Annotated in this window: 24 protein-coding genes; 7 read left to right on the forward strand and 17 right to left on the reverse strand. The window is 69.4% G+C overall.

The window, feature by feature from the left end; all coding sequences use genetic code 11:
* Positions 1-133: 133 nt before the first annotated feature.
* The 4 genes from ACFY2X_RS10265 to ACFY2X_RS10280 all read right to left on the reverse strand — a co-directional run bounded on the left by ACFY2X_RS10265 (position 134) and on the right by ACFY2X_RS10280 (position 6,037).
* On the reverse strand, positions 134-3,130 hold the full coding sequence (locus ACFY2X_RS10265; RefSeq protein ID WP_389935301.1) for a hypothetical protein: 2,997 nt from the start codon (positions 3,128-3,130) through the stop codon (positions 134-136).
* 179 nt (positions 3,131-3,309) lie between these two features.
* Positions 3,310-4,143 (reverse strand): RimK family alpha-L-glutamate ligase, encoded by an 834-nt coding sequence (locus ACFY2X_RS10270; protein WP_389935304.1) that lies wholly within the window; start codon positions 4,141-4,143, stop codon positions 3,310-3,312.
* Between the two features lie 181 nt (positions 4,144-4,324).
* Complete coding sequence (locus tag ACFY2X_RS10275) at positions 4,325-5,239, reverse strand: SDR family oxidoreductase (RefSeq protein WP_389935307.1); 915 nt, start codon at positions 5,237-5,239, stop codon at positions 4,325-4,327.
* Between the two features lie 42 nt (positions 5,240-5,281).
* A complete protein-coding gene (locus ACFY2X_RS10280) occupies positions 5,282-6,037 on the reverse strand; it encodes an SDR family oxidoreductase (protein ID WP_389935310.1) in 756 nt (251 codons plus the stop codon).
* 78 nt (positions 6,038-6,115) lie between these two features.
* Here ACFY2X_RS10280 and ACFY2X_RS10285 point away from each other — a divergent pair, with 78 nt between their 5' ends.
* The 4 genes from ACFY2X_RS10285 (at position 6,116) to ACFY2X_RS10300 (ending at position 9,717) form a co-directional block, all read left to right on the forward strand.
* The gene (locus ACFY2X_RS10285) at positions 6,116-6,883 is read left to right on the forward strand and encodes an enoyl-CoA hydratase family protein (protein ID WP_389935313.1); all 768 of its coding nucleotides are present in this window, start codon (positions 6,116-6,118) and stop codon (positions 6,881-6,883) included.
* Positions 6,880-7,740 carry a CoA transferase subunit A gene (locus tag ACFY2X_RS10290; RefSeq protein WP_389935316.1) on the forward strand — a complete coding sequence of 287 codons (861 nt, stop codon included), beginning with the start codon at positions 6,880-6,882 and terminating at the stop codon, positions 7,738-7,740. Before ACFY2X_RS10285 ends, ACFY2X_RS10290 begins: the two co-directional genes overlap by 4 nt.
* Positions 7,741-7,819: 79 nt before the next feature.
* Complete coding sequence (locus ACFY2X_RS10295) at positions 7,820-8,599, forward strand: CoA-transferase subunit beta (protein WP_389935798.1); 780 nt, start codon at positions 7,820-7,822, stop codon at positions 8,597-8,599.
* Positions 8,596-9,717, forward strand: coding sequence for an NAD(P)H-dependent flavin oxidoreductase (locus ACFY2X_RS10300; protein ID WP_389935319.1), 1,122 nt, complete (start codon positions 8,596-8,598; stop codon positions 9,715-9,717). The genes ACFY2X_RS10295 and ACFY2X_RS10300 overlap by 4 nt, the downstream gene beginning before the upstream one ends.
* An 84-nt stretch (positions 9,718-9,801) precedes the next feature.
* Here ACFY2X_RS10300 and ACFY2X_RS10305 read toward each other — a convergent pair whose 3' ends face one another.
* From ACFY2X_RS10305 to ACFY2X_RS10325, 5 genes are all read right to left on the reverse strand, one after another.
* On the reverse strand, positions 9,802-11,088 hold the full coding sequence (locus tag ACFY2X_RS10305) for an MFS transporter (protein WP_389935322.1): 1,287 nt from the start codon (positions 11,086-11,088) through the stop codon (positions 9,802-9,804).
* A 32-nt stretch (positions 11,089-11,120) separates the two neighbouring features.
* Entirely contained in the window at positions 11,121-13,187 is a 2,067-nt protein-coding gene (locus tag ACFY2X_RS10310) for an alpha-galactosidase (protein WP_389935325.1), read from the reverse strand.
* Positions 13,188-14,783 carry a glycoside hydrolase family 13 protein gene (locus ACFY2X_RS10315; protein ID WP_389935328.1) on the reverse strand — a complete coding sequence of 532 codons (1,596 nt, stop codon included), beginning with the start codon at positions 14,781-14,783 and terminating at the stop codon, positions 13,188-13,190. It abuts the gene before it with no gap.
* A 373-nt stretch (positions 14,784-15,156) separates the two neighbouring features.
* A complete protein-coding gene (locus ACFY2X_RS10320; protein ID WP_389935330.1) occupies positions 15,157-15,645 on the reverse strand; it encodes a UTRA domain-containing protein in 489 nt (162 codons plus the stop codon).
* A 24-nt stretch (positions 15,646-15,669) separates the two neighbouring features.
* Entirely contained in the window at positions 15,670-15,921 is a 252-nt protein-coding gene (locus tag ACFY2X_RS10325; protein WP_389935333.1) for a winged helix-turn-helix domain-containing protein, read from the reverse strand.
* 42 nt (positions 15,922-15,963) lie between these two features.
* Here ACFY2X_RS10325 and cyaB point away from each other — a divergent pair, with 42 nt between their 5' ends.
* The gene (gene cyaB, locus ACFY2X_RS10330) at positions 15,964-16,521 is read left to right on the forward strand and encodes a class IV adenylate cyclase (protein ID WP_389935336.1); all 558 of its coding nucleotides are present in this window, start codon (positions 15,964-15,966) and stop codon (positions 16,519-16,521) included.
* A 44-nt stretch (positions 16,522-16,565) separates the two neighbouring features.
* Here cyaB and ACFY2X_RS10335 read toward each other — a convergent pair whose 3' ends face one another.
* From ACFY2X_RS10335 to ACFY2X_RS10350, 4 genes are all read right to left on the reverse strand, one after another.
* The gene (locus ACFY2X_RS10335; protein WP_389935339.1) at positions 16,566-17,432 is read right to left on the reverse strand and encodes a GyrI-like domain-containing protein; all 867 of its coding nucleotides are present in this window, start codon (positions 17,430-17,432) and stop codon (positions 16,566-16,568) included.
* Positions 17,433-17,494: 62 nt separating this feature from the next.
* Positions 17,495-18,307: a phytanoyl-CoA dioxygenase family protein gene (locus ACFY2X_RS10340; RefSeq protein WP_389935341.1), complete on the reverse strand. Its 813-nt coding sequence runs from the start codon at positions 18,305-18,307 to the stop codon at positions 17,495-17,497.
* 138 nt (positions 18,308-18,445) lie between these two features.
* On the reverse strand, positions 18,446-18,712 hold the full coding sequence (locus tag ACFY2X_RS10345; RefSeq protein WP_389935344.1) for a hypothetical protein: 267 nt from the start codon (positions 18,710-18,712) through the stop codon (positions 18,446-18,448).
* A 210-nt stretch (positions 18,713-18,922) separates the two neighbouring features.
* Positions 18,923-20,074 carry an acetyl-CoA C-acetyltransferase gene (locus ACFY2X_RS10350; protein ID WP_389935347.1) on the reverse strand — a complete coding sequence of 384 codons (1,152 nt, stop codon included), beginning with the start codon at positions 20,072-20,074 and terminating at the stop codon, positions 18,923-18,925.
* A 121-nt stretch (positions 20,075-20,195) separates the two neighbouring features.
* Between ACFY2X_RS10350 and ACFY2X_RS10355 the strand changes: the two genes are divergently transcribed.
* Positions 20,196-20,885, forward strand: a complete 690-nt coding sequence (locus ACFY2X_RS10355; protein ID WP_389935350.1) for a TetR/AcrR family transcriptional regulator — start codon at positions 20,196-20,198, stop codon at positions 20,883-20,885.
* A 62-nt stretch (positions 20,886-20,947) separates the two neighbouring features.
* A complete protein-coding gene (locus ACFY2X_RS10360; protein WP_389935352.1) occupies positions 20,948-21,649 on the forward strand; it encodes a DNA alkylation repair protein in 702 nt (233 codons plus the stop codon).
* 102 nt (positions 21,650-21,751) lie between these two features.
* Here ACFY2X_RS10360 and ACFY2X_RS10365 read toward each other — a convergent pair whose 3' ends face one another.
* The 4 genes from ACFY2X_RS10365 to ngcE form a co-directional block, all read right to left on the reverse strand.
* Complete coding sequence (locus ACFY2X_RS10365) at positions 21,752-22,657, reverse strand: chitosanase (protein WP_389935355.1); 906 nt, start codon at positions 22,655-22,657, stop codon at positions 21,752-21,754.
* Between the two features lie 165 nt (positions 22,658-22,822).
* The gene (locus ACFY2X_RS10370) at positions 22,823-23,734 is read right to left on the reverse strand and encodes a carbohydrate ABC transporter permease (protein WP_389935358.1); all 912 of its coding nucleotides are present in this window, start codon (positions 23,732-23,734) and stop codon (positions 22,823-22,825) included.
* Positions 23,734-24,816, reverse strand: coding sequence for a carbohydrate ABC transporter permease (locus tag ACFY2X_RS10375; protein WP_389935361.1), 1,083 nt, complete (start codon positions 24,814-24,816; stop codon positions 23,734-23,736). The genes ACFY2X_RS10370 and ACFY2X_RS10375 overlap by 1 nt, the downstream gene beginning before the upstream one ends.
* Before the next feature lie 30 nt (positions 24,817-24,846).
* Positions 24,847-26,259 (reverse strand): N-acetylglucosamine/diacetylchitobiose ABC transporter substrate-binding protein, encoded by a 1,413-nt coding sequence (gene ngcE, locus ACFY2X_RS10380; protein ID WP_389935364.1) that lies wholly within the window; start codon positions 26,257-26,259, stop codon positions 24,847-24,849.

The raw sequence follows: 26,259 nt of genomic DNA on the forward strand, positions 1-26,259 counted from the left end.
CCTCAACTCAGCGCTGACCGGATATCAGAGACGTCTCGCGAGGGCGCACGCCCCATCCGCCCGGCCGTGGCGTCCGCGCCGGCGGAGCCGTACGGCTTCCGCCTCATCCGGCCGGGGCCGTACGACAGGAGTCTCAGCCGGAGCGGTGCCCGTTCCCACCGGTCGGGCCGGGATCCCGGGCGATCAGCGAAACGTCGCCCTTCGCGTGCTGTCCCACGTGATAGAGCCGGTCCATCATGACCTCGAACTCGGCCTCCATGCCGTAGTGGTCGAACTCGTTGCGCAGCAGGTGCAGGCGTTCCGTGAGGAGCTCGACGTCCTGCCTGGTGAGGGGGTTGTCGATCCAGCCGAACTGGCCGTCCGGCCTGCGGCCGAGGAAGTTGTCGCCGAGCAGCAGGCCTTCGTGCAGGCCGATTTCGCTCCGCCCGTTGCGAGTGTCGAACATCCGCCCGTGGTCGATGGCGACGAGGCCGTCGTCGGTGAGCATCAGGTTTCCCGGCCTGTCGTGATGGACGGTCAGCACGTCGAGCAGATCGATCAGGACCGCTCCCGGCTTGGACCCGGCATTCGGCTCCGGAGTCATCTGTCCGTTCGCCCCGAACCTGTACTCCACCATGCGTCCGTCCACGTACTCCATCAGAACGACATCGTGTCTGCCCGGGTACCGCTGGACATCGGCGACGTTCGCCTCGATCTGCCTCCCGACCAGTGCTCCGAGCAACTCGGAGCAGGTCAGCTTGGAGTCTCCCCAGATGGTCTTCCTCGCCACGATCCTGCCGTCGTCCACTGTGAGCACTTCCACCAGCCCGTCCGCGCCCTCGCCCAGCCCGCGCCATTGGCTGTCGTGGGCGGCCACGGCGGCCTGGACCAGGTCGGGACTGAGCCCGCCTTCCAGCTTGGGCCAGGCGACGCCGACCTGGACGGGGTGCTCGGGCTGCGCGACGGGTGATTCCGGCACGGCCCAGTGCCAGCCGACGTCGTCTCTGTCGGAGAAGATGGGACGGCCGTCCGGGGTGTGTCCCTGGACGTCCGCGGCGTGCGGCTGCCGGTCGGCGCCGATGTAGACGACATGGTCGCTGGCGAGCACCTGACGGCCGGTCACGTCGGCCAGCTCTTGCAGGAGCAGGGGGTTCTTCGCGGTCTCGCCGCCCAGCACGCGCAGGACGGCGTCCGGGTTGGAGATCAGCCGGGGATCGTGGACGAGCATGGTGCCCAGGTCTCTGGCGGTCAGCCGGTGCTCACCGATCAGGAAGTGGGTGCCGTCTCCGGCGATGGCGACGTCGATGCCGTCCGCTGTGCCGAACAGCAATCGCGGGTCCGCCGTGGGCATGACGTGTGCGGCCGGGTCCCGGTACCAGATTCCTGCCATCACCTCGTGCCTGAACTGGCTGATCAGCTCCCGGTGCCTGGGGGTGAGCTCGGGCGCGGGCCGTACTCCGCCTTCCGCGGGGGGTGCCGCGGGGCTTTCCGCGTGCGGTGCCGCCGGCTCGTGGGAGGCGGCGGGCGGGCGTTCGCCGTGAGAGCCTGTTTCCGCGCCGTCCCGCCCGAAGTGGTGCAGCGGAGGGTCGGCGATCGGTCTGGGTCCGTGGGCCGCGTGCTCGGCGGCGCCTTCCTGATCGTGCCGCGGCTGCCCGGTCTGGGTCTCCTGAGCGGTGTCCGGGGCGATGTCCGGGGCGATGCCCCTGTCGGTGTCCGGGGCGGTGTCCGCCTTGTGCGGCCGTGTCGTGGAGGCGTCTCCGCCCTCGTCCCCGTTCCGCCTCCGGTTGATCGCCTGGTGGGAGTTCGTGGTCGCCGTCGCGGACTGCTCGGATGGCCGGGACCCGGTGGCGCCGGTGGCCGGATGAGGGAAGGCCGACTTCCGGTACGCACGACCGGCGACCTCACCGCCCACACCGATCAGAGCCATGCCGAAACCCGTCTCGGCGGCGTGCTTCCAGTCCCAGCCGTCCCCAGCCATCCACCCGGCCGTCGCCATCGCCGTGGTACCCACGCCCCCGCCGACCACGAACCGGCTACCGTACCCCCGCGCGCCCGGCGACTCCATCCACTGGATCAACCTGGTCATCGCCGGAGACCAGCCCCTCAACACCAGCAGACCCGCATGCGCGCCCCCCATCAACCCGCCCGCCAGCGCACCGTGCCCCAGCGCCTTCAACAGCTCACCCAGCTTCAACCCCTCACCGTGCACCAGCTGGCCGATCACGGTCAGCCCGCCGGAGAACACCGCCCCCAGCAAAGCCTCACGGATCACCCGCAGCACGATCCGCAGCGCCGCCCCCTCCAACCTGATCAACGGCACCACCAGCGCCTCGGCCCATACGCCCAGCACCGCCCCGAACCTCAGCAGCACCAGCACGAACACCGCCGACAGCACACACTGCCGCTGAGAGGCCCCGATGGCATCAATGGACTGGTCGCAATAGCGCGCCAGCCCCTCACACCGGGCCATCAGATCCGCCAGCAGACCGCCCTCGCCGTGCACCACCCGCGCCGCGGACCCGAACGCCTCCGTCGCCTGCCCGTACCCGCTCCCGGTCACCGCCCCCGCATGCCCGACGACCTCCTCAAGCACCTCCGCGACGACCCGACCCATCGCCACCGCGGCATCCCGCAGCGCCCGCACCCCACCGACGTCGCCGTCCGGCCAGGCGCATCCCGCCCCCACCGCCTCCAGCACCCACAGCGCCTGCACCCACACCGCCGGCGGCGGCGCCGTCATGGCCAGCCCTCCCGGAACCGGCGGCAGCACGTACTCGCGGAGATCCTGCACCCCGGGCCGTGGCACCGGCTCCACCGTCCGCTGACCACCCAGCCCGTCGACGATCGTCCCGTCCGCCTCGATGTACCGGCCCCCCGCGACGACCAGACCGGCCCCCATCCCCCGCAACAGGTTGACCGCCGCCACCAGATCCTTCAGCAGGCCGTCCCGCAACCCTTTGAACCCCGGCGCCCCCGCCGCGGGATCCCCCAGAAAGGCCATCCGCCCCAGATCATCGTTCCCGAACGGCTGCCCGCCCCCCAACGCCCGGCAGAACGCGTCCACCCCGGCCGCCAGAACATCCGACGCCTCGGTGACCCCCTTCCCCGCACCGGTCCACACCCTGGGCGCGACCTGGAAACCCCCCGTCATCCCGGCATCGGCCCGCCGTGCGCGGCAACGGCCTCATCGCGTCGCGGCCCGGGATCGTGGCTCCCCGTCCCGACCCCCACATAACCGATCTTGATGCCCACGGCCGGGAGCGTACCGAAAGCCACGCTCCCGTTGGGTCCCTCTGCGTTGACTTTTCCGTTTCGTATCCGGGCCAGGTGTCAGATCGCCTCGACCAGCGCGCGAGCCAGGTTGGCCGGGCCGTCGGGGGCGTAGCGCAGGAACAGGTAGGGCTCGGTGAGCTCCAGTTCGATGAGGACCGGGCTGCCGTCGGGCAGGCGGACCAGGTCCACCCGGGCGTAGAGGACATCGGGGAACTCGGCGAGGACCCGCTCGGCCAGGGCGAGCTGGTCGGGGTCGGGGTCGCGAAGCTCACCCCGGCCGTTCCCCTCGTTCAGCACGAGGGAGCTCTCGGCGAGCATGGGGTTGCGCCGGATGGCGTGACTGAACCGGCCGCCGAAATACAGCAGCGAGGTCTCCCCCTCGGTCTCCACCATGTCCAAATACGGCTGGATCATCGCGGTCCGACCGTCGGCGACCAGCTGCGCGGCGTGTGCCAGAGCCTTGTCCCGGTCGCCGGTCCTGATCGTGTCACGCGCCCCGGACGACACCGTGGGCTTGACCACATACTCATCCAGAACCGGGAAGTCCACGGCCTCACCCGGCGCGACCCAGTACGTGGGAACGATCGGCACACCCAGGTCCCGCAGATACACCTTGTCGGTATTGCGCTCCAGCACCGCCGCCGGATTCAGCAACCGGGTGACGGACTCGACCCGGTGAGCCCAGTCGAGAAACTCCGCCCGCCGGATCACGTAATCCCAAGGAGAACGCACCACGACCACATCGAACGCCGCCCAGTCGACCCCGGGATCATCCCAGCGCACCACATGACCGGCGATCCCGACCTCCGCCCAGGCCGCCAGCGCGGGCTCCTTCTCGTCGTCGAACCCGTCCGGGTCGGCCCAAGTCACATACGCCGCGGAAACGCCCATGGAATGCCCTCTTCTGTCAGCACCGAACAAACAGAAGGGACATTACACATAGGCGTATGCGCGGCTGCGAGCCGCATCCCGCGAACCCTCGGCGGTGCACACGCCACGGCTTCGCCGCCCCGAACCGGGGGCCGGCCGGGGTTTCGCGCGCCCGGACGTCATCGCGGCGCGGGATGCCAGGTCATGGCGATGAGGCTCCGTAGACGGGCTCCGGCTCGGCCGCTTCGGCGAGCAGTCCGGCGACCGCGTCGCCGACCTCCGCGGGCTCCCAGCGGGCACCCTTGTCAATGCGGGGACCGTGCCGCCAGCCGTCGGCGAGCGAGATGACGCCGCCCTCGACCTCGAACACCCGCCCCGTGACGTGCGCGGACTCGGCCGAGCCCAGCCATGCGACCAGCGGCGCCACGTTGGCCGGGTCCATGGCGTCGAATCCGCTGCCCGGCTTGGCCATCGTGGCGGCGAAGACCTCCTCGGTCATCCGGGTTCGCGCGGCCGGGGCGATCGCGTTCACCGTGACGCCGTAGCGGCCGAGCTCGGCGGCGGCCACCTGGGTGAGCGCCACGATGCCCGCCTTGGCCGCGGCGTAGTTGCCCTGGCCCACACTGCCGAGGAGCCCGGCCCCGGAGGAGGTGTTGATCACGCGGGCGTTCACGGGTTCGCCCGCCTTCGACCGCTCCCGCCAGTGCGCCGCGGCGTGCCGCAGCGGCAGGAAGTGCCCCTTGAGGTGAACCCGGATCACCTCGTCCCATTCCTGCTCGGTCATCGAGACCAGCATCCGGTCGCGGACGAATCCGGCGTTGTTCACCAGCACGTCCAGCCGCCCATAGGCGCTCAGCGCCATCTTCACCAGTCGTGCCGCCCCGTCCCAGTCGGCGACGTCGTCGTTGTTGGCCACCGCCTGGCCGCCCAGGGCGCGGATCTCCTCGACCGCCTCCAGCGCGGGACCGCCGGACCGGCCGGCCCCCTCGCGACCGGCACCGAGGTCGTTGACCACGACCTGCGCCCCCTGCCTGGCGAACTCCAGGGCGTGTTCCCGGCCGATGCCGCGCCCGGCCCCGGTCACGATCACCACACGCCCGTCGCAGATACCGCCCATGCAAGGCCCCTTTCGTCGTGATCATGCAGAGTTTCCGGGACTTCACCCGTCGTGTCCAGATGCGATCTCGCGCCAGGCGGGAATCTCGCCGCCGCCGTGCAGGAGGATCTCGGCCCCGGTCACGTAGCCGGGCGCGGCCAGCCACAGGCACGCCTCGGCCACGTCGGCGGGCAGCGCCATCCGGCCCGCGGGGACGGTGGCACCCATCCGGCGGACCCCCTCGGGCCCGCCGTAATGCTCGGCCGCGCCCTCTGTCTCGGCGAGGCCGACGACCACCGTGTTGACCCGGACCCGCGGCGCCCACTCGGCGGCGAGGCAGGCGGCCAGGTGGTGCAGGCCCGCCTTGGCCGCGCCGTAGGCCGAGGTGCCGGGCGAGGGCCGGACGCCGCTCGAACTGCCGATCATGATGATCGAGCCGCCGTCGGCGGCGAGGAGCGGGTGGGCGCGCTGGGCGACCAGCAGCGGGGCGGTCAGGTTGAGCTCGACGATCCGCGCGTGCAGCCGCGGCGAAGTCCCGGCCAGCGGCGCGTACGGCGAGCCGCCAGCGTTGTTGACCACCGTGTCGAGCCGCCCGTGCCGCTCCTCGATCTCCCCGATCAGCCGATCCACGTCCGCCGGATCCCGCACGTCGGCCGCGGCGAACCCGATGCCCCGGGGCAGGGTGTCCGGCTCCTTGCGCGCGCACACGACCACCTCGGCCCCGGCCGCCAGGAACGCCTCGGCGATCCCGGCGCCGATCCCCTTGGTCCCGCCGGTCACCAGAACGACCGATCCGCCGTAGTCGTAGGAGACCCGCATGACGCCCTCACCATCTTCCGCCCGGCCCGTCGCGTGCTACCGTACCAAGCAAGCGTTAGGTGCCAACAGTGAGGCGCGATGGGAATCACTCTGCACGGCGGCGGACCGATCGCCGAGGTGGTCGTGGACGTGCCCCCGGTCAACGCGTTGACCGTCTCGGGCTGGTTCGAGCTGGCACAGGCCGTACAGGAGGCGGGGCACGACCCCGGCACCCGCGTCGTGGTGCTGCGCGCGGAGGGCCGGGGGTTCAACGCCGGAGTCGACGTCAAGGAGATGCAGGCCACCTCCGGACACGGTGCGCTGGTCGGGGCCAACCGGGGATGCTTCGCGGCGTTCGCGGCGGTGTACGAGTGCGAGGTCCCGGTGATCGCCGCCGTGCACGGATTCTGCCTGGGCGGCGGTGTCGGCCTGGCGGGCAACGCCGACATCGTGGTGGCCAGCGAGGACGCCTATTTCGGCCTGCCGGAGGTGGATCGGGGCGCCCTCGGCGCCGCCACCCACCTGGCCCGGCTGGTCCCCCAGCACCTGATGCGGGCCATGGTCTACACATGCCGCAACGTCACCGCCGCCGAGCTGCACGCCTTCGGCTCCGTGCTGGAGGTCGTCCCCCGCGACAAGCTGCGCGACGCCGCCCTCGAGGTCGCGTCCCTGATCGCCGGCAAGGACCCCTACGTCATCCGCCGGGCCAAGGAGTCGCTGAACGGCATCGACCCGATCGACGTCAAGCGCAGCTACCGGTTCGAGCAGGGCTTCACCTTCGAGCTCAACCTGATGGGCTCCGGCGACAGACACCGCGACGCGTTCCTCTCCAGGGGGGACGGGGCGCCGGGCGAGGAGGCGGGATGACCGGAAAGCTGATGTCCATCGAGGAGGTCGTCGGGTCGCTGCGCAGCGGCATGACGATCGGGATCGGCGGCTGGGGCTCGCGGCGCAAGCCGATGGCCCTGGTCCGGGCGATCTGCCGTTCCTCGCTCGAAAACCTGACGATCGTCTCGTACGGCGGCGCGGACGTCGGCCTGCTGTGCGCGCACGGCAAGGTCGCCAAGGTGATCGCGCCGTTCGTCACGCTCGACTCGATCCCCCTCGAACCGCACTTCCGCCTCGCCCGGCAGAGCGCGGCCGTGGACTTCGTCGAATACGACGAGGGGATGTTCATGTTCGGCCTGCTCGCGGCCGCGCACCGGCTGCCGTTCCTGCCGACCCGGGCCGGGCTCGGCTCGGACGTGACGCGGGTCAATCCCGGGCTGCGGACCGTCCGCTCGCCGTACTCCGACGGCGAGGAGCTGATCGCCGTTCCCGCGCTGACCATGGACGTCGCGCTCGTCCACCTGAACCGGGCCGACCACCGCGGCAACGCCCAGTACCTCGGCCCCGACCCCTACTTCGACGACCTCTACGCCAAGGCGGCCGAGCGCTGCTACGTCTCCTGCGAGCGCGTGGTGGAGACCGCCGACCTGCTCAAGGAGGGGCCCGTCCAGTCCCTGCTGATCAGCCGGTCCATGGTGACCGGTGTGGTCGAGACGCCGGGCGGCGCCCACTTCTCCACCTGCGAGCCCGACTACGGCCGCGACGAGGCGTTCCAGAAGGCCTACGTGACCGCGGCCGCGGACCCGGAGGCGTGGAAGGCGTTCCGGGAACGCTACCTGTCCGGTGACGAGGCCGCCTACCAGCGAGCCGTACGGCAGGCGCGGGAGAGCTCGTGAGTGCCCGCACCCGGCCGCCCCGGCACCACCGCATCGGACATCCCATGACACCGGACTTCGGGAGGAACCCGTGACGACGATGACCGCCACGCGCGCCGAGGTGTGCGTCGTCGCATGCGCGGAGGCCTTCCGGGGGGACGGGGAGATCCTGGCGGCGGGCATCGGTGGCGCGATCACCGTACTCGCCGCCCGGCTGGCCCGGCTCACCTTCGAGCCCGACCTGATCACGCATGACGGGACGTGCCTGCTGACCGGGGACGTGCCACCGCTGGGCGGGACCCCGGAGGTGATCGAGGGCTGGCTGCCGTTCCGCGACCACCTGTGGCTGGTCCTCAACGGCAGGCGGCACGTCATGCTGGGCGCCAGCCAGATCGACCGGTTCGGCAACACCAACATCTCCTGCATCGGCGACTGGGCCAGACCCCGCTCCCAGCTCCTGGGCGTGCGCGGAGCACCGGGCAACACCGTGTGCGCCCCGACCAGCTACTGGATCCCCAAGCACTCCCCCCGGGTGTTCGTACCGAAGGTGGACATGGTCAGCGGCGTCGGCCACGACCGCGTGGCCGAGGCCGGGCCGAGCGCCTACCGTCATCACGACCTGCGCCGGGTGGTCACCGATCTGGCCGTGCTGGACTTCGAGACCCCCGGGCACTCGATGCGCCTGGCCTCGGTTCACCCGGGCGTCACCGTGGACGAGGTCGTGCGCATGACCGGCTTCCCGCTCACCGTGCCGGACAGCGTCCCCGAGACCCGCCTGCCCACCGGCGAGGAGCTCCGCCTCCTGCGCGAGGTCCTCGATCCCGGCTCCCTCCGCGAGCGAGAGGTCCCCGACCCCGGCCCGCGCGAGGTCTCCGCATGACCTCCGTTCCCGGGCCGGCCGTACCCGGCGGCACCCCAGACCCCCTCTCGGACCCCGTCTCGGGGCCCGTTCCGGCGCCCACCTTGACCACCCGGCTCACCGAACTGGTCGGCTGCCGGTATCCCATCGTGCAGACCGGCATGGGCTACGTGGCCGGGGCCCGGCTGGCCGCCGCCGCCTCCGGCGCGGGCGGCCTCGGGATCATCGCGGCGGCCACGCTGACGATCGAGCAGATGACCGCCGCGATCCGGTCGGTCAAGGAGCGGACGGACGCGCCTTTCGGGGTGAACATCCGCTCCGACGCCGACGACGCCCGCGAACGCATCGACGTCATGATCCGCGAGGGTGTCCGGGTCGCGTCGTTCGCGCTGGCTCCCAAGCAAGAACTCATCGCCCGGCTGAAAGACGCCGGCGTGGTGACGATCCCCTCGGTCGGCGCGCGCAGGCACGCCGAGAAGGTCGCCGCCTGGGGCGTGGACGCGGTGATCGTGCAGGGCGGCGAGGGCGGCGGGCACACCGGGGCGATTCCGACGACGGTGCTGCTCCCCCAGGTGGTGGACGCGGTGGACATCCCGGTGATCGCGGCGGGCGGGTTCTTCGACGGGCGCGGGCTGGTCGCCGCCCTGTCGTACGGCGCGTGCGGGATCGCGATGGGCACCCGCTTCCTGCTGACCTCGGACTCCACGGTCGGCGACGAGGTGAAGAAGGTCTACCTCGGCATGTCCGACACCGTGGTCACCACCCGGGTGGACGGCGTCCCGCACCGCGTCCTGCGCACCCCGTTCGTCGACTCCCTCGAACGCTCCCGCCTGCGCCTGCTCCGCGCCGTCGCCAACGGCGCACGGTTCAAGCGGGTGTCGGGCGCCTCCTGGGTCGGGATGCTGCGCGAGGGCCGCCGGATGAGGCACGGCCGCGATCTGACCTGGGCCCAGGTCCTGCAGGCGGCCAACACCCCGATGCTGCTGCGGGCCGCCATGGTGGACGGACGCGCGGATCTCGGCGTCATGGCCTCGGGGCAGGTCGTGGGGGTGATCGACGACCTGCCGAGCTGCGCGGAGCTGATCGGCCGGATCATGACGGAGGCGCATGCCGTACTGGACCGTCTTCCGCGTCCGTGACCGGGACATGCCTTTACAAAGTATGTCTATTTTTCAAGATATATGGGCATATATTCGATGCCTGGACACGCCCCTACGGGATGGTCAGCGGACACCGCGGATGAACCAGATGAGAAGGCCGCCGACCGCCGACATCACCGCGGAACAGAGGAAGAGTCCCGTGTAGCCGCCGGCGCTCGTGATGACGGCCGAGGCGATCGGCGGGATGAGCACGTACGGCAGCCCTCCCATGAGGTTGGCCAGCGCCATGTCCTTGCCCCGGTCCGCCGAGGCCGGCAGCACCTGGGTGACCAGGGCGGCGTCGACGCTGAGGTAGATCCCGTACCCGAGGCCGAGGATGACGGCCGCCACCAGGGTCATGGCCCAGGTCGGCGCGAGGGCGAGCGGCAGCGCGGCGACCGCCATGGTCAGCCCGCCCGCGCAGACCAGCCCGCGGCGGCGTCCCATCCGGTCCGACAACCAGCCGCCCAGCACCACCAGCACCACCGTCGAGACACTGTGCACCCCGATGACGATCAGCAGGCCGTCGTTGACGCTCTGCCCCGGGAACAGCTGCTCGTAGTGCAGCACGTCGGACAGGAAGTACGGCAGATAGAGCGTCCCGAGCCCGTACCCGAAGCCCATGATGAACCGGGTGATCAGCGCCCACATGAAGTCCGGGCTGGTCCGGGGGCTGATCCGGTAACCGGCCAGGAAGGCTCGCAGTGAGAACGGCTCCCGGTACCGCGCGGGCAGTGGGGCGTCCTTGGTGATCGCGGCGAACATCAGCACCAGGGCGAGGAACGCCGCCATCACCAGGTAACCGGCCCAGATCCCGCTCACCATCCCGACCAGCACCCCGCCGATGATGAGGGCGCCCGCCTGCGGCACCGCCGCCCAGCCCAGCACCACCCCGCGCTGGCCGGCCGGCACCCGGTCGGGGACGACCGGGTTGAGCCCGGCGCCCAGGACCGTGAACCCGACCGACATCAGCAGCGCGCCGGCCGCCACCCCGAACACCGTTTGCTGAAGCCCGGTGAACAAAAGGGCCGCGATGCATATCAGCGCGCCGGCGACCATCCACGGACGGCGGCGGCCGAAGCGCCCGGTCGTCCGGTCGCACAGCGCGCCGGCCAGCGGAGCGACGACGATCCCGGAGACCGCCCCCATCACGCTCACCCAGGCGTAGCCGCCGACCTTGCCCAGGGGGTCGATGGCGGCGATCTGCTCCGGCATCAGGAATGTGCTGGGGACCTGCAGCGGGATCTGCAGGCCCGCGTTGGCCAGCAGGAACGCGACGACCCAGCCCGCTCCGACCCGCCGTGTCGGCTCGGCCAGCGCCTCGGGTACGGTCTCGGCCTCGACCTTGGTCTCCGGCGTGTCGGGGGTCATATCAGGCCTCCAAAAGGGGGGAGCCCTCGCCGTCAGGCGAGGCGGCGGAGGTGGACGAGTTCGCTGGTCGTGTCGAAGGTGAGCAGCGGCGGCAGCCCGTGGGAGAGCAGGACCGCGCCATGGTGGATCGCGCCGGTGGCCTCATCGCGGTAGCGGGCGGCCGGGTCCAGCGCGGTGAGCCGGATCGGCGCCTTGCCGCGGGGAAGCGAGCTGGGCTGGAAGAGGAAGACCACGGTCTCGCTCGCGTCGGCGGAGACGTACTGCACGGCGGTGGTCCCGGCTTCGGGCGGGCTCAGCCGGTACTGCGCCCCGCCGTGCACGATCGGGCGGATCCGCTTGTACTGCTCGACCAGGCCCTTGGCCCAGACCATCTCGTCCTCGGTCCACCGGCGCAGATCTCCGCCGATGCCGAGGGCCCCGGACATCGCGACGTGGAAGCGGTAGCGCAACGGGGTGCACCGGGCCGTGACCGTGTTCGGCGAGTCGGTCACCCAGGCGCCCATCGCCCGTGCCGGGTAGATCTGGCCGAAGCCGTACTGGATGGCCACCCGCTCGGCGGCGTCGGTGTTGTCCGAGGTCCACAGCTGCTCGACGTGGCGCAGCATGCCGAGGTCGGCGCGGCCCCCGCCGCCCGCACAGCCCTCGATGAGCAGGTCCGGGTGGTCGGCCCGCAGCCGGTCGAGGATGGCGTGGACGTTGCGGACATAGTCGATCCAGAGCCGCTCGGGGTCCGGATGACCGGGCCATCCCGCTTCGCTGAAGGGCCGGTTCATGTCCCACTTGAGGAAGGCGATGTCGTGCTCGGCCAGCAGCCGGTCCAGCCAGGCGTGCGTCCACTCGGCGACGTCGGGCCGGGCCATGTTGAGCACCAGCTGGTTGCGGCTGGTGGTGCGGGACCGGCCCGGCTGGTGCAGGACCCAGTCCGGATGGGCCCGGTACAGGTCGCTGTCAGGGTTGACCGCCTCGGGCTCCACCCACAGGCCGAACTTCATGCCCAGCCCCCGCACCTTCGTGATCAGCGGACCGAGCCCCTCCGGGAACCGGTCCGGGTTGGGCCACCAGTCGCCCAGCCCGGCGGCGTCGCTGGTGCGGGCGCCGAACCAGGCGTCGTCCATGACGAACAGCTCCGTGCCCAGCCGGGCGGCCAGCTCGGCCAGTTCCATCTGCTGGTCCTGGGAGATGTCGAACTCGGTGGCCTCCCAGGAGTTGAAGATCACCGGCCTGACCGCGTCCGGGGCGGGCAGGACATGCGAGGCGATGTAGGAGTGCCAGGCACGGCTGGTCCCGCCGAACCCGTCGCTCGCGTACAGCCCGGCGAACACGGGGGTGGCCAGTTCCTCATCCGGCCCGAGCCGCCAGGTGAGCCCCTCGTGCCCGAACCCGCCGGTCCAGCTCGCCCGGCCCAATGGATCGCGGCGCAGGGTGATCCGCCAGCTTCCGCTCCAGGCCAGGGCCGCGCTCCAGACATCGCCGTGCTCCTCCGTCGCCTGCCCGGCGTCCACCATCAGCCACGGGTTGGCGTGGTGGCCGGTGATCCCGAGGCGGCTGGTGAAGACCGTCTCGCCGACCGGGACATCGATGCGGCGGAGCTGGAACTCCCTGCCCCATTCGCCGGTCACATGGCTCACCCGGTAGTCCCGAAGATGCGGGAGCGTCCACGCCGCGGAGTCGAACCGCAGGATCTCCACCGGCTCCCCGGCCCGTACGGTGGCCCGGCGCTCGATCACGTCGCAGTCGCCGAACACCCGGTAGTGCAGCGTGATCCGCAGTTCGCGGCTTCGGTCGGCGAGATCGATCCTCAGCTCCTCGCCGTCGATGGTGTGGCCGAGGTAGCGCCACTCCACGCCGCGGGTGCCGTCGCCGTACCGCACGGTCAGCGACGGGGCCGCGAAGCGCAGACCGCCCTCGACGGCGAGCTCCTCACCACCGGGGTCGTGGTCGCCGTGATACTCCTCGGAGATCCCGAGAGCCTGCTCCAGGGTGAGCCGCGCGCCCCAGTGGACGTGTCTGGGTGCGTCGTTCTCGTCGAGGCGGAGCGCGTACGACGAGGACGGGGTGGTCAGCAGCCAGAGCCGGGCCGCTGAGTCGAAAACGATCATTTAACGCTCCATCCAGACGGCGGCGTCGGCGGGCAGCAGCCCGCCGTCCAACGGTGTGCTGCCCAGCAGCACCTTGCCGGGCGGAAGCTCGACCGGCTCGGTTCCGGTGTTGAGCACGAACAGGAATCCGGGCTCCCGGGTGAACATCACGGTCTGTTCCCCGGCGTCCACCCAGGTCAGGGCGCCCGAGCCGAGCGCGGGGTGGTCGCGGCGCAGCCGGAGCGCGGTCCGGTACAGGCTGAGCGTCGACGCGGGGTCGGCGGACTGGGCCGCGACGGTGTCGGCGGCCCAGCCCGCGGGCTGCGGCAGCCACGGCTCGCCGGTGCCGAAACCGTACGGCGCGGCTTCACCGCTCCACGGGAGTGGGACCCGGCAGCCGTCCCGGCCGAAGATCATTCCGCCGCTTCTGGCGTAGATCGGGTCGTCACGCCGGTCGGCCGGGATGTCCAGAACCTCGAAGAGCCCGAGCTCCTGCCCCTGGTAGAGGTAGGCCGAGCCGGGCAGCGCGAGCAGCAGCAGCGCGGCGGCCCGTGCCCGCCGCCGGCCGAGCTCGTGGTCGACGTCGACCTCGCCGCGCAACGCCTCTTCGGTGGGGTTGCGGATCAGCCCCTGGTCCACGCCGAGCCGGGTGGCCAGCCTCGGCGCGTCGTGGTTCTCCAGCACCCAGGGGGCCCGGACGTGCGAACCGGCCGTCAGGGACAGGGAGAGCTCGACGGAGGCGCGCAGGTCGGCGGCCCGCCACGGGGTGCTCATCAGCGTGAAGTTGAACAGCTGGTGCAGCTGGCCGTCGGCCAGGAACGGCCGCAGGTGTTCGCGGTCCTCGGACCACATCTCCAGCACCGCGACCCGGTCGCCGGGATAGGAGTCCAGGATCCTGCGCCAGTCCCGGTAGACCTGGAACACCTCGGGTTGCCCGCTGTACGGAGCGGAAGGGTCATCGGGGAACATCCCTGGCGGCAGATCGGGCAGGTCAGCCGCCTTGAACAACGCGTTGGCCACATCGATCCGGATCCCGCCGGCGCCCCTGTCCAGCCAGAACCGCAACGTGTCCGCGAAGAGCGCGGGCACCTCGGGGTTGCGCCAGTCGAAGTCGGGCTGGGCGGTGTCGAACAGGTGCAGATACCACTGGCCGTCGGGGACCCGTGTCCAGGCGGGGCCGCCGAAGAACGACTGCCAGTTGTTCGGCGGGGCGTCCCCGGCTCCGTCCCTGAAGATGAACCGGCCGCGCTCGAGGCTGCCCGGAGGGGCCGCCAGCGCCGCCTGAAACCACGGGTGGGCGGTCGAGCAGTGGTTGGGCACGATGTCGACGAGGACGCGAATGCCGTGCGAGGCCGCGTCGGAGACCAGGTCGTCGAAGTCGGGGAGCGTGCCGAAGCGCGGGTTCACCCCGCGGTGGTCGCTGACGTCGTAGCCGCCGTCGGCCATCGGCGACGGGTAGAAGGGGTTCAGCCAGATCGCGTCCACCCCGAGCTCGGCAAGGTAGGGAAGCCGTGACCTGAGGCCAGGGAAGTCTCCCTCTCCGTCTCCGTTGCCGTCGGCGAAACTGCGCGGATACACCTGGTAGACGACGGCCCCGTCCCACCACGGCTCTGACATGCGATCAGTCCCTAATATGAGCCATAATCATGTTTATGTGAGCGTTCATAGTAGGGAGGACGGACGCTCTTGCCAATCCCCTGAGATGAGCTGATCGGGCGGGAATTCACACACGGGAAACCCGGCTGCGGTCCAGTTGGAACCAGAGACGGCGAGGCGGGCGGTGCCCGGCTCCGGTGACGTCCGGTTGGGCCTGTCGCCGGACCGTTCCACGCGACAGCATGTGAGGCGAGAGCTCACGGGCGGTCTCACATAGGGGCGGTGAAGATGGAACTGCGCCACGTGGTTTCAGTACTGCTCCGGGACGAGGTCACCGGAAGCGATTCCTCGACGAGAAGGTGCATGCGAGGGAAGACACCTATCCCCAGGGTCATCAGCCCAGCGAGATTTGATCTACCCGCACCGCACGATCACCGGGGATGACGATCGGGTCCGCCACCTCGACCACACGCCCCTTGGCATACATCTGCCGAGTAATGGAGAACACCGGCACGCCCGCGCCGATCCCGAGAAGCTCAACCTCGTCCGGGGTCGGCATGCGGGTCGTGGTCTCCTCGACGATGTTGTCGACCTCGATGCCGAGGGTCCGCAACTGGCCGATGTTGCCGCCCGGCCACGGTTCATTGCGTGGATCAGCGACTGGGGTGCCCTCAACGTCGGCCGCCAGCAGGCAGGAGCGAGACATCTGCGAAGGCGTGCCGGAGGCATAGAACACGAATCGGCGTTCCAGCACCCTGGCGCCGGCTTCGACCTCGAACAGGCCTGCCAGGCGCTCGTCTGCCTCGATCCACGCGAACGCCTTGTCCAGTCGGTACTGCGACCAGACGATCCCGGCGTCACGCGTGAATGACGTCTGCGGCATTTCCTGCGGACCGGCGTCGGCCTGTTAGCGGTTCATGGAGATGCGCCGCGCCGGTGGGCGGGCCCGCACACGGGTGCCCGAGCCTTGACGGGATTCGACCAGGCCTTCATTGCGAAGGATGTCGAGGGCTCGCCGGATGATGATGTCCGACACCCCGAAGCGCTCGGTCAGTTCCCGCTGCGGCGGGAGCTTGTCGCCCGGGGCGAGGCGCCCCTCGTTGATGTCTTGACGCAGGTGATCGGCCACACGGAGGTAGGCGTGTGTCCACCCGGTCACGCTCCGCCTCCACCAGCAGATTCCCGCCGAGGAAGGATGACCATGAGGTACATCGAGGTCGAGCAGAAGTTCCGGCTGGATGATCTCGCCGCTCTCAAAACCGCCCTGGAGACCCTGGATGCCAAGCCCGGTCCAGTAACCCGACAGGTTGACACCTATTACAACGCGCCCCACCGCGACTTCCTCGAACCCGATGTCGTCTCCGAATGGCTGCGCGTCCGCGAAGCCGACAACGGTGCCTCGATCAACTTCAAAATGTGGCATCCTCTCGACGCGGCGATCAAGACCCACGCCGACGAGTACGAGACGCCGGTCGACGACCCCGAGGCCGTCCACCGCATTCTGGCCGCACTGGACTTCAAACGTATGATCACGGTGGACAAGCTGCGGGAGGAGTGGACACTCCCCGGCCAGGTCGACATCGCTTTCGACACCGTCGCCGCCGCCGGTACTTTCGTCGAGTTCGAGTTCAAGGGTGAAGCCGACGCCCCCGAGGACGCCATCGCTCAGCTCAACACGTTCATCGCCGAACTGAACATCGACCTCGGCGAACGTATCAATCGCGGCTACCCCCACATGCTGCTCGGTCGTGATCGCTGAACCCAGGACAAGCCACACACTTGACCGGGGGCATGCCGCTGTGTTCAGCCGTGCTCGGGCTCCACCGGGAGCCACAGTTCAGCGTCGGCCTCGGTCTTCTCCGGCGACAGGTGGGTGCGCAGGATCTCAGGGCCGGTGCGGGTGCGGTACGGGTTCGACGGGAACCACTCGGTGAACACGTCCCGCCATAGCTCCTGGATGGCCTGCGGTGCCGGCCCGGATGTGGTGAAGACCGCCCAGGTGCCGGCCGGGACGGCCAATGTGGTCGTGCCCTCCAGAGCGGCCGCGGAGGTGAGCACGCCGTGGTGGTAGTCGAGTTCAGTGCCCTCGGCGCGGCTGGGGTCCATGCCGTCGCAGACCGCGACGATGCCGTGCGGCTCCTGGTCCGACAGCTTCTCCAGGCGCTCCAGAGTCTGCGGGTCGATCCCACGGACAAAGTCCATGATCGCCTGGTTCGGGCCCGCATGCACCAGTGATACCTGGGTCTTGAGCCCGACCACGGTGAAGTCCGCCTTGTCCACGACGCGGTATCGCATACTGCTGCTCCCTTCGATGGTGAGGCGGAAGGCCATCCGGGACTGGGAGTTGAGTGCGGCGCCGGTACGCCGGGCCTCGCCTGGTCCGATGCCGTGCATGGCACGGAACGCCCGCGCGAACGCCTCGCCGGAGCTGTAGCCATAGCGCACCGCGATCTCCAGCAGCGTCTCACGCCCCGCGAGTACTTCGGCGCCCGCGAGGGTGAGCCGGCGGCGCCGGACGTACTCCGACAGCGGCATGCCAGCGAGCGCGGAGAACATCCGGCGCAGGTGGTGCTCCGAGGTGGCCGCGATGCGTGCCAGTTCCTCCACGTCGACGGCCTCGTCGAGATGGCACTCGATGTGCTCCATGGCCTGGTTCAGCCGCTCCAGCATGCCCGGCCTCCTTCCTCTTCCCTCTTCACGACCACCTTGCCAGCGATGGTCGTGAAGTACGTCTACCCGGCGCTGTGGTCGTTGCCGTCCCCGTCCGGACCGAGGGTGTCCTGTCCCAGGCCCCGGCGGATCGCAATTTCCACGGGTGAGTACGCGCCGTCGGCCCGTTCCAGTTCGTACGGCGCGGCCGGCATCAGGGGCGGCTGGGCCATAAAGCGCGGCCGCACCCCATGGTGCGGTTGCGCCGCGTGCACCAGGAACGGATGGCACAGGAAGACGTCGCCCGGGGACCCGGTGGCGAGGGCGAGTGGCCGGTGGTCGGACGCCGCCACCAGATCGGGCGCGAGGGTCAGCCCGCTCGCCCCGTCCTCCCCGTACTGCTCCAGCACCTTCGGCACGTCGAGGTGTGAGCCGACCCGGATCCGGGTCGGGGCGTCCTCCTCACCGACCTCGCTGAACAGGAACAGCATCAGCAGCGCCCGGCCCTGAGAGCGCAGATTCGTGAAGTACCAGCTCTCGCCCTCCGGCAGATAGCTTCCCTCGATGTGCCAGCCCGCGTCGTCCGGCTCCTCCTCGTGCGGGAAGCGCAGCGGGAACGTGCCCAGCGAGTAGCGCGGCTCCCAGCGTCCCACGCCGACGAGCAGGTCGTACGCGCGCTGCAGGGACGGGGAGTTGGGCGCGGCGGCGAACGGTCCCTGCGCCATGCCGCCCACCCAGTGCACGGGCTGCGTCCACGTCGACGGGTCGTCCGGGTCGCAGCCCGTCTCTCGCCATAGCAGCCGCGCGCAGTCCGCGGCCACGCGCGGCGCGACGGCGCCCTCCAACTTCACGAAGCCGTCGCGGAGGAAACGGGATACCAAGGTCGTGTCATCCATGCCCCCATCGTGCGGCGACACCGGCCCCGATCACCCGACATTCTCCGCACCGCCTTTGTCGGGTATGAGGATGGGCGTGGGGTCCCCGGTCACGCCGCCCGCTTGAGCTTGTGCCCGGAAGGGGTGGTGTGTCGGCCGTCAGCCTTCGTCGTCTTCGACGGCGTCCGGGTCCCGGAAGGGGCGAAGGCCATGACCGGGGCAGCCGGCCTTGATGTTGAAGAGGTAGCGGCCCAGGAAGTTAATGTGCCGCTCCTTGAGCGGGGAGAGCCGGGCGACGTCGTCGTCCTTATTGATCAGAACCTTAAATGGGCGGCCATCAGGCGGCGTACCTGACTTCAGGTTTCCCGAAGTCGGACGCAGCCCGAGCGTGAGCCGCGCGCAGCGCGAAGACTGAGCGAGGCCCATGCGCGCGGGCCGCGATCAACGCTCAGCGAGCTACAGAGCAGGACCTAAACCTCGACGGGCGCGCATACAGCGCCGAGTGTGCGGACCGGCACCGCGATCCCATATACCAGGCCCTTGAGACGGGCTGGGGATCACGGCAAGCGACATGACGGGGAAATCTAGCCCAAGAAGGCGCTTGCCTGGGCGACCAGGTGCGCTCACCCTGACCGCTCAGAGGCGTTCGATGATCGTGACGTTGGCCTGGCCGCCGCCCTCGCACATCGTCTGCAGGCCGTACCTGCCGCCGGTCCGCTCCAGCTCGTGCAGGAGCGAGGTCATCAGCCGGGCACCGGTCGCGCCGAGCGGATGGCCGAGGGCGATGGCGCCGCCGTTGGGGTTGACCCTGGCCGGGTCGGCGCCGGTCTCCTTCAGCCAGGCCAGCACGACGGAGGCGAACGCCTCGTTGATCTCGACGATGTCGATGTCACCGATCGACATGCCCGCCTTGCGGAGGGCGTGCGCGGTGGCGGGGATCGGCGCGGAGAGCATCATGATCGGGTCGTCTCCGCGGACCGACATGTGGTGAATGCGGGCGCGCGGCACCAGGCCGTGGGTCCGGATCGCCTCCGCCGAGGCGATGAGCAGGGCGGCTGCGCCGTCGGAGATCTGGGAGGAGAGCGCCGCGGTGAGCCGCCCGCCGTCGACCAGGGTCTTCAGTCCGGCCATCTTCTCAAGGCTCGTGTCACGACGAGGGCCCTCGTCGGTGGTGACGCCCTCGTAGGGGGCGATCTCGGCGGTGAAACGGCCCTCGTCGATGGCGTGGAGCGCCCGGCGGTGGGACTCCAGGGCGAACTCCTCCATATCAAGCCGTGATATGTCCCACTTGGCGGCGATCATCTCCGCGCCGCGGAACTGCGACACCTCCTGCGCGCCGTACCGGGCCTGCCAGCCCTTCGAGCCCGCGAACGGGCCGTCGAAGCCGAGCGCCTGCCCGGCGACCATGGCGTAGGCGATCGGGACGAGGCTCATGTTCTGCACGCCGCCAGCCACGACCAGGTCGGACGTGCCCGACAGGATGGCCTGGGCCGCGAAGTGGACCGCCTGCTGGGAGGAGCCGCACTGGCGGTCGACCGTGACACCCGGCACCTCCTCCGGCAGCCCGGCGGCCAGCCAGCAGGTGCGGGCGATGTCACCGGCCTGCGGGCCGACGGTGTCCACGCAGCCGAAGACGACGTCGTCAACGGCGGAGGGGTCCACGCCGGTGCGCTGGACGAGCTGCGCGATCGCGTGAGCTCCGAGGTCGGCCGGGTGGGCTTCGGCGAGGCCGCCGTTCTTGCGGCCCACGGGGGTCCGAACAGCGCCGACGATGTATGCCTCAGCCATTGCGTGTCCCTTCGGTCTGCCTTGACAACAAGGGTAGCAAGCGCTTGGTTTTAGACAAAGATGGGGGTGAGCTGGCGCATTTGAGTGAACAAGCGATTGCGCAAGGGCTCATAATGGAGGAGTGAACATGCGAAAGAACTCCGGCGGCCCGACCACTACCCCAGTCAAACGCCAGGGCACGACGAAGCGCGCGGCCTCATCAGGCTCCGCCTCCGAGCGCCGCGACCATCTCGTCAAGCTCGCCGCCGAGCTCTTCGCCCGTAAGGGCTTCCAGGCGACCACCGTCCGCGAGATCGCCGAAGAGGCGGGCATCCTGTCCGGGAGCCTCTACCACCACTTCGACTCCAAGGAGACGATCGTCGACGAGGTGCTCTCCACCTTCCTCGATGACCTCGTCGGCCGTTACCGCTCCGCACTGGAGCAGGGGGGCGAGCCCCGCGCCATCCTGTCAGAAATGGTCCGTATCGGATTCAGCACCCTCGAACCGCACCGCGCGGCGATCACCGTCATGCAGAACGACTGGAACTATCTCCGCTCCCTGCCCGGTGACCGCTTCGACTACCTGGTCAAGGCGGAGGACGAGGTCGAGCGCATGTGGGTCGAGCAGATCAAGCGCGGCCAGTCCGTCGGCCAGTTCCGTTCCGACGTGGACCCCAAGCTCACCTACCGCATGATCCGCGACACCATCTGGGTGGCGGTCCGCTGGTTCCGCCCGGGCGGCCGCCTCAACACCGCCGGCCTCGCCGAGCACTACATCACGGTCCTGTTCGACGGCCTGGCGACCGGCGAGCGCAGCAGCCAGAAGGCGTGACGCGAGCCGCCCGCGAGATGGACGAGGAACGGTGAGTCAGCATCAACCCGCTACACAAAGCCGTGCGACTCGCGCTTACCGAGGTCGCGGACCCCGGCAAGGCGCCGGCCATGCAGGCTTACATGAAATCGGACATGCCCTTCCTCGGGGTCCAGGCCGTGGCTCGCCGTACGGCGCTGAGAAGGACTTTTGCCGAGCATCCGCTCGGCAGCGCGGCCGAGTGGCGCGAGACGGTGCTGGACCTGTGGCGGGAAGCCGAATACCGCGAGGAGCGCTACGCGGCGATCGAGCTGACCGGGCATCGCCTCTATCGAGGCTTCCAGACCGTCTCCACACTTCCCATGTATGAGGAGATGATCGTCACCGGAGCCTGGTGGGACTACGTCGACGATCTCGCCATCCATCGCGTCGGCGGCCTCCTTTCGGCCTTCCCCGACACCATGCGCCCGCTCATGCTGGAATGGGCCCACGACGGCGACCTGTGGAAGCGCCGTACGGCCATCCTCTGCCAGAACGGCTTCAAGGCCGCCACCGACACCGGCCTGCTCCACGCCTGCATCGAGCCGAGCCTGTCCGACACCGGCTTCTTCGCCCGCAAGGCGATCGGCTGGGCCTTGCGCGAATACGCCAAGACCAACCCCCGCGAGGTCGTCCGCTACGTCGACCACATGGGCATCAGCGGCCTGAGCCGCCGCGAGGCGCTGAAGAACATCCCGCCGGTCGATCTTTCCCGGTACGACTCCCGCCCCTCGGCGAGTCCGTGACCGGGTGACCGGAACGACTGAAACGACCGGAACGACGATCGCCGAGACGCGAGGATCCCCGGCGGCCGGGTCACCCGGCCGCCGGGGACCGGCGGGACCTTCCTACCTGATCGTGTAGGGGTCGCCGTAGACCTTCCAGGACAGCGGGGTGTTCAGGTCGAGGTTGCCGTTCTTGAGGAAGACCCGCTGCATGGTGTCGACCCGGCTGGTGTCCTCGTGCGCCTCCTCGGCCTTCATGGCGACCTTGCGCGCGTCGAGGAACGCGTTCAGATATTTGACCTCGTCGCCGCCCTGCGCCGGCGGCTTGGCCTTCTTCAGGGCGTTCTTGCGGATGGAGCCGAAGCTCTCGGAGTCGTCCCCGTTACCGTGCATGACGATGGCGTCGTAGTAGATGAACTGGCCCAAGGCGCGCAGGCCGTCCTGCTTGGCCTGCTGGACCGCCGGGTTGAAGTAGACCCGATCGCGCTCGTCGTTCTGCGCCTGCTGGAAGGCCTTGTCCTTGGCCGCGGTGGCCCAGTCCTTCGGGTAGTTCGGGTCGAGGCCCTTGTGGGAGTCGCTGCCGTTGACCTTGCGCAGGGCGGGCAGGTATTTGGCGAGGATGTTCCCGGGCTTGCGCTGGGCGTAGAGCTCGACGAGGTCGAGCATGTCACCGGTGCCGGAGCAGAAACCGATGATCCCGGCCGTGTAGCCGCGCTCGTCGTCGATGTCCTCGATGTACTTGTACTGGGCCTTCCAGTCGAGGGAGGAGTTCTCGGCGCTGGAGACCAGCTGCATCGCGATCTCCTTCTTGCGCGGGTCGTTGAGGTCGACCGCGGCGGCGGTGTCGTTCGCCGGCGGGGGCGAAGCCGACAGCGCCGCGGACGGCGAGGGGGCCTCGGTCGGCGACACCGCCCCGGCCGCGTGTCCGGCGCTCGCGAAGACGACCAGGGCGGGGGCGGTGGCCAGGACCGGAGCGATGAGGAGTCGCAGGGCTCGGCGGTTGGCACGCGGGTCTGAAGAGATGGGCACGTGTCTCTCCCGGGGGAATGGTTGAGGCTCGACCGCAAGCGGAGCTTCGCCCGCTCGTTAGGAAACTTTCCTAACGAACCTAACCGCGACTATGCCCTATCGGTCAACCCATTCTCCCTTAAACACCAATAATGATCTCCTTAAGGGGGGCTTAAGAGATCGAGACTACTTCAGCGCCCCGGCGGTCAGGCCCTTCTGGATCTGGCTCTGGAAGAGCGTGTAGACGACCAGCATCGGAAGGATCGCCATGCTGAGCGCGGCGAACAGGGCCGACCAGTCGGCGTCGTAGCCCGCGGCGGTGGAGATGTCGGCGATGCCCTGCGTGAGCACCCACTTGTCCCTGTTGGAGGTGAGCAGGACCAGCGGAAGCTGGTACTGGTTCCACTGGCCGAGCACGTTGAAGATGGTCACGCTGATGATGCCCGGCTTGGCCATCGGAAGCATGATCTGGAAGAACACCCGCGTGTGCGAGGCGCCGTCGACGAAGGCCGCCTCGGCCACCGCCCCGGGCAGCGTCCGGAAGAACGCCGCCAGGAAGAACACGGTGAACGGCAGTGAGTAGGCGATGTAGACCAGGATCAGCCCGCCGCGCGTGTTCAGGCCGATGAACTGGCCGATCACCGGGATCGTGCCCATGTTCTGCACGACGAAGAACAGCGGGGTCAGTGCCAGGTAGACCGGGAAGGCCAGGCCCGAGACGAACAGCAGATAGATCGCCCGGTTGCCGCGGAACCTGTAACGGGCGAGCACGTAGGCGGCCATCGAGCCGAACAGCATCGTGCCGAACGTGCTGAACGCCACGACGACGACGCTGTTGATCATGTATTGGCCGATGTGCGCCTGCTCCCAGGCCCGTGCCCAGTTGTCGAAGCGCAGGGAGGCCGGCAGCGACCAGGCGTCGCCGAAGATCTCGTCCTCGCTCTTCACCGACGCCAGGAACGTCCACACGATCGGGACCACGACCAGGATCGTCCACACCAGCAGCGCGATGTGCGTCAGGCCCGACAGGGGACCCAGCCGCCTCTTGCGCTCCTCACGAGCGTAGGCCCGGCTCTGGGGAATCACCGTGTCCGCCACTAGAACTCGATTCGCTCACGCCGCGACAGGCGCAGAGCCAGCGCCGCGAACCCGATGGTGAAGAAGAACAGGACCACGCCCATCGCGGAGGCGTAGCCGAACTTGAAGTACTGGAAGGCGTTGCGGTAGATCTCCGCCGCCATCACGGTCGTGGAGTAGTCGGGGCCGCCGTGTTCGGCCGTCATCACCCACACGATGGCGAAGACGTCCAGCGCGGCGATGCCGAGATAGACCCAGCCGACCTGGATGGTGTCCCAGAGCAGGGGCAGCGTGACCCTGAAGAACAACTGCACCTTCCCCGCGCCGTCGATCGCCGCCGCCTCGAACATGTCACGCGGGATGGAGGAGATCCCCGCGGAGAAGAGCACCACGTAGAAGCCGACCGCCTGCCAGACCAGCACACCGAGGATCGCCCAGAGCGCGACACTCGTGCTGGACAGGAATCCGATCGGCTCGATCCCGAGGGCGATCAGCGGTGCGTTGATCATGCCGCTCTTGTCGGGCCGGAAGACCTGCTGGAACAGGACCGCGACCACGGCGACGGCCAGCACCTGGGGGAAGAAGAACACCACGCGGTAGAACTTCGACCCCCAGATGCCTTCGGTGCCGCCCTTCCCGCCCGAGTTGAGCAGGAAGGCGAAGAAGAGCGCGATCCCGATGGTGAGCACCGGCATCAAGATCAGCAGGAGGAGGTTGTGACTGACAGCCTTCCAGAAGACGTTGTCACCGAGAAGCCTCTGGAAGTTCTCCAGGCCGACGAACTGCGGGTTCGCGTTCACCCCGCGCCAGTTGGTGAACGCGATGTAGAAGGCCTGCGCATAGGGGGAGATCACGTAGACCACGTAGAGTGCCACCGGGACCACGAGGAACCCGGTGACGAACCGCGTCCTGCCGTGATCCATGGGCCGCTTGGCCTTCCCCGTTCGCTTCGCGGGCCGCTCATGCTCGCGGACCACTCCGCTCACCGTGTCAGGCTCACTCCCGCTGTCCGTGGGTCGCTTGGCCTTCATCGTCAGCTTCGCGGGCCGCTCGTGCTCGCGGGCCACTCCGCTCACCGCGTCAGGCTCACTCCCGTGATCCATGGGTCGCTCACCCCTCCTCGTTCATGGCGTCTACCTCTTGAACTTCTTCACCGAGGAGTCGTTCTTGATGGCGTCGGCCTTCTTCTGGGCGCGGTCCATCCACTGGTCAACGGTCAGCTTGCCGTTCATGAGCTGCCCGGACGCGGCGGCCACCTCGTCGTGCATCTCGGCGTACCACTTGCGGAACAGGAACCAGACGGTGTTGTCGCCCGCCGCGGTCAGGGCGGCCGAGGCGCTCTTCAGGCCCGGCTTGAGCGTACGGCCCTCGCCCGCGCCCTTGACGACGGTGAGCGTGGAGACCAGCTCCATGAACTTGCCCGCGCCGTCCTTGGAGAGCATCGCCCGCATGTACTCCATGCCCGCCCGGGGGTTGGCCGACTTGGCCGACACGATGTACTCCTCGCCCGGCTGGGCGTGCAGCGTGCCGTACGGCAGGGCGTCGGAGGAGCCGAAGTCCGGCAGCGGGAACATCGCGTAGCCGAAGTCGGCCGGGGTGGAGTCCTTCTGCTCGTTCTCCACCCAGGAGCCGCAGGGCAGCATGGCGACCTGGCCCTTGTTGTGCGCGGTCTGGGTCTGGACGTGGTCCAGGCCGGCGGTGCCCTGAAGCAGATACTTGGACCCGAGCTCGGCGAAGGCGGTCGCGGCCTGCTTGACCGGCTCGGCCTTCCAGGCGCCGTCCTCCAGGTTGTCGATGTTCTTCAGCACGTCCTTGCCGCCGATCTTCGCGGCGAGCGTGAGGATGGCCTCGTAGATGTAGTACGGGTGCTTGCCCGCGTAGGTGAACGGCGCGGTCTTGCCCGACTTCTTGATGGTCTCGCAGAGCTTCAGGAACTCCGCCCAGGTCTTGGGCGGCTGCCAGCCGTTGTCGTCGAAGAGCTTCTGCGAGTACCAGATGCCCCAGATGGTGTTGGCGTAGTTCAGGACGTACGGCTTGCCGTCGTAGCTGCCCAGCTCGATCGCGACCGGGTCGATCGTGTCGCGCACCTTGACGTTGGGGTCGTCCCAGCTCGGCGCGTCGTACAGGGGCGTGAGGTCGGCGAGCTGGCCGTCCTGGACCAGGGCGCCGAAGTCCATCTGGTTGGCGCCCGAGTTGTTGATGAACTCCGGCGGGTTGCCTCCGGCGAAGCGCGGCTGGAGGGTCTTGGCGATCTCTTTGGTCGCGTTGTGCTTGATCTCCAGCTTGGGGTGCTTGGCCTTGATCAGCTGCTCGTGGATGTCCTTGGCGTAGGCGTCGCCCAAACCGCCGTCGAAGATCCAGATCTCCAGGGGCTTGTCCTCGACGAAACCGAGCGGGTTGGCCGCGCTGGTGGCTCCGACGGCCGGCGCCGCCGCCGGGGACGCGCCGCCGGAGCCCGCGGGAGTGGCGCACGCGGACAACGCCGGCAGGGCGATCCCGGCCAGGACCGCGCTGCGCAGAAGCTCGCGCCGAGAAAGGTGGGTCAT

Source organism: Streptosporangium sp. NPDC000396, from assembly GCF_042898655.1.
In the GTDB taxonomy this organism is placed as follows: domain Bacteria; phylum Actinomycetota; class Actinomycetes; order Streptosporangiales; family Streptosporangiaceae; genus Streptosporangium.

Excerpts from the sequence above, each read along its gene's own strand:
- ACFY2X_RS10265 (WP_389935301.1), bottom strand. The coding sequence starts at position 3,130 with ATGACGGGGGGTTTCCAGGTCGCGCCCAGGGTGTGGACCGGTGCGGGG.
- ACFY2X_RS10270 (WP_389935304.1), bottom strand. The coding sequence starts at position 4,143 with ATGGGCGTTTCCGCGGCGTATGTGACTTGGGCCGACCCGGACGGGTTC.
- ACFY2X_RS10275 (WP_389935307.1), bottom strand. The coding sequence starts at position 5,239 with ATGGGCGGTATCTGCGACGGGCGTGTGGTGATCGTGACCGGGGCCGGG.
- ACFY2X_RS10280 (WP_389935310.1), bottom strand. The coding sequence starts at position 6,037 with ATGCGGGTCTCCTACGACTACGGCGGATCGGTCGTTCTGGTGACCGGC.
- ACFY2X_RS10285 (WP_389935313.1), top strand. The coding sequence starts at position 6,116 with ATGGGAATCACTCTGCACGGCGGCGGACCGATCGCCGAGGTGGTCGTG.
- ACFY2X_RS10290 (WP_389935316.1), top strand. The coding sequence starts at position 6,880 with ATGACCGGAAAGCTGATGTCCATCGAGGAGGTCGTCGGGTCGCTGCGC.
- ACFY2X_RS10295 (WP_389935798.1), top strand. The coding sequence starts at position 7,820 with ATGACCGCCACGCGCGCCGAGGTGTGCGTCGTCGCATGCGCGGAGGCC.
- ACFY2X_RS10300 (WP_389935319.1), top strand. The coding sequence starts at position 8,596 with ATGACCTCCGTTCCCGGGCCGGCCGTACCCGGCGGCACCCCAGACCCC.
- ACFY2X_RS10305 (WP_389935322.1), bottom strand. The coding sequence starts at position 11,088 with ATGACCCCCGACACGCCGGAGACCAAGGTCGAGGCCGAGACCGTACCC.
- ACFY2X_RS10310 (WP_389935325.1), bottom strand. The coding sequence starts at position 13,187 with ATGATCGTTTTCGACTCAGCGGCCCGGCTCTGGCTGCTGACCACCCCG.
- ACFY2X_RS10315 (WP_389935328.1), bottom strand. The coding sequence starts at position 14,783 with ATGTCAGAGCCGTGGTGGGACGGGGCCGTCGTCTACCAGGTGTATCCG.
- ACFY2X_RS10320 (WP_389935330.1), bottom strand. The coding sequence starts at position 15,645 with ATGCCGCAGACGTCATTCACGCGTGACGCCGGGATCGTCTGGTCGCAG.
- cyaB (WP_389935336.1), top strand. The coding sequence starts at position 15,964 with ATGAGGTACATCGAGGTCGAGCAGAAGTTCCGGCTGGATGATCTCGCC.
- ACFY2X_RS10335 (WP_389935339.1), bottom strand. The coding sequence starts at position 17,432 with ATGCTGGAGCGGCTGAACCAGGCCATGGAGCACATCGAGTGCCATCTC.
- ACFY2X_RS10340 (WP_389935341.1), bottom strand. The coding sequence starts at position 18,307 with ATGGATGACACGACCTTGGTATCCCGTTTCCTCCGCGACGGCTTCGTG.
- ACFY2X_RS10345 (WP_389935344.1), bottom strand. The coding sequence starts at position 18,712 with ATGGGCCTCGCTCAGTCTTCGCGCTGCGCGCGGCTCACGCTCGGGCTG.
- ACFY2X_RS10350 (WP_389935347.1), bottom strand. The coding sequence starts at position 20,074 with ATGGCTGAGGCATACATCGTCGGCGCTGTTCGGACCCCCGTGGGCCGC.
- ACFY2X_RS10375 (WP_389935361.1), bottom strand. The coding sequence starts at position 24,816 with ATGGATCACGGGAGTGAGCCTGACGCGGTGAGCGGAGTGGCCCGCGAG.
- ngcE (WP_389935364.1), bottom strand. The coding sequence starts at position 26,259 with ATGACCCACCTTTCTCGGCGCGAGCTTCTGCGCAGCGCGGTCCTGGCC.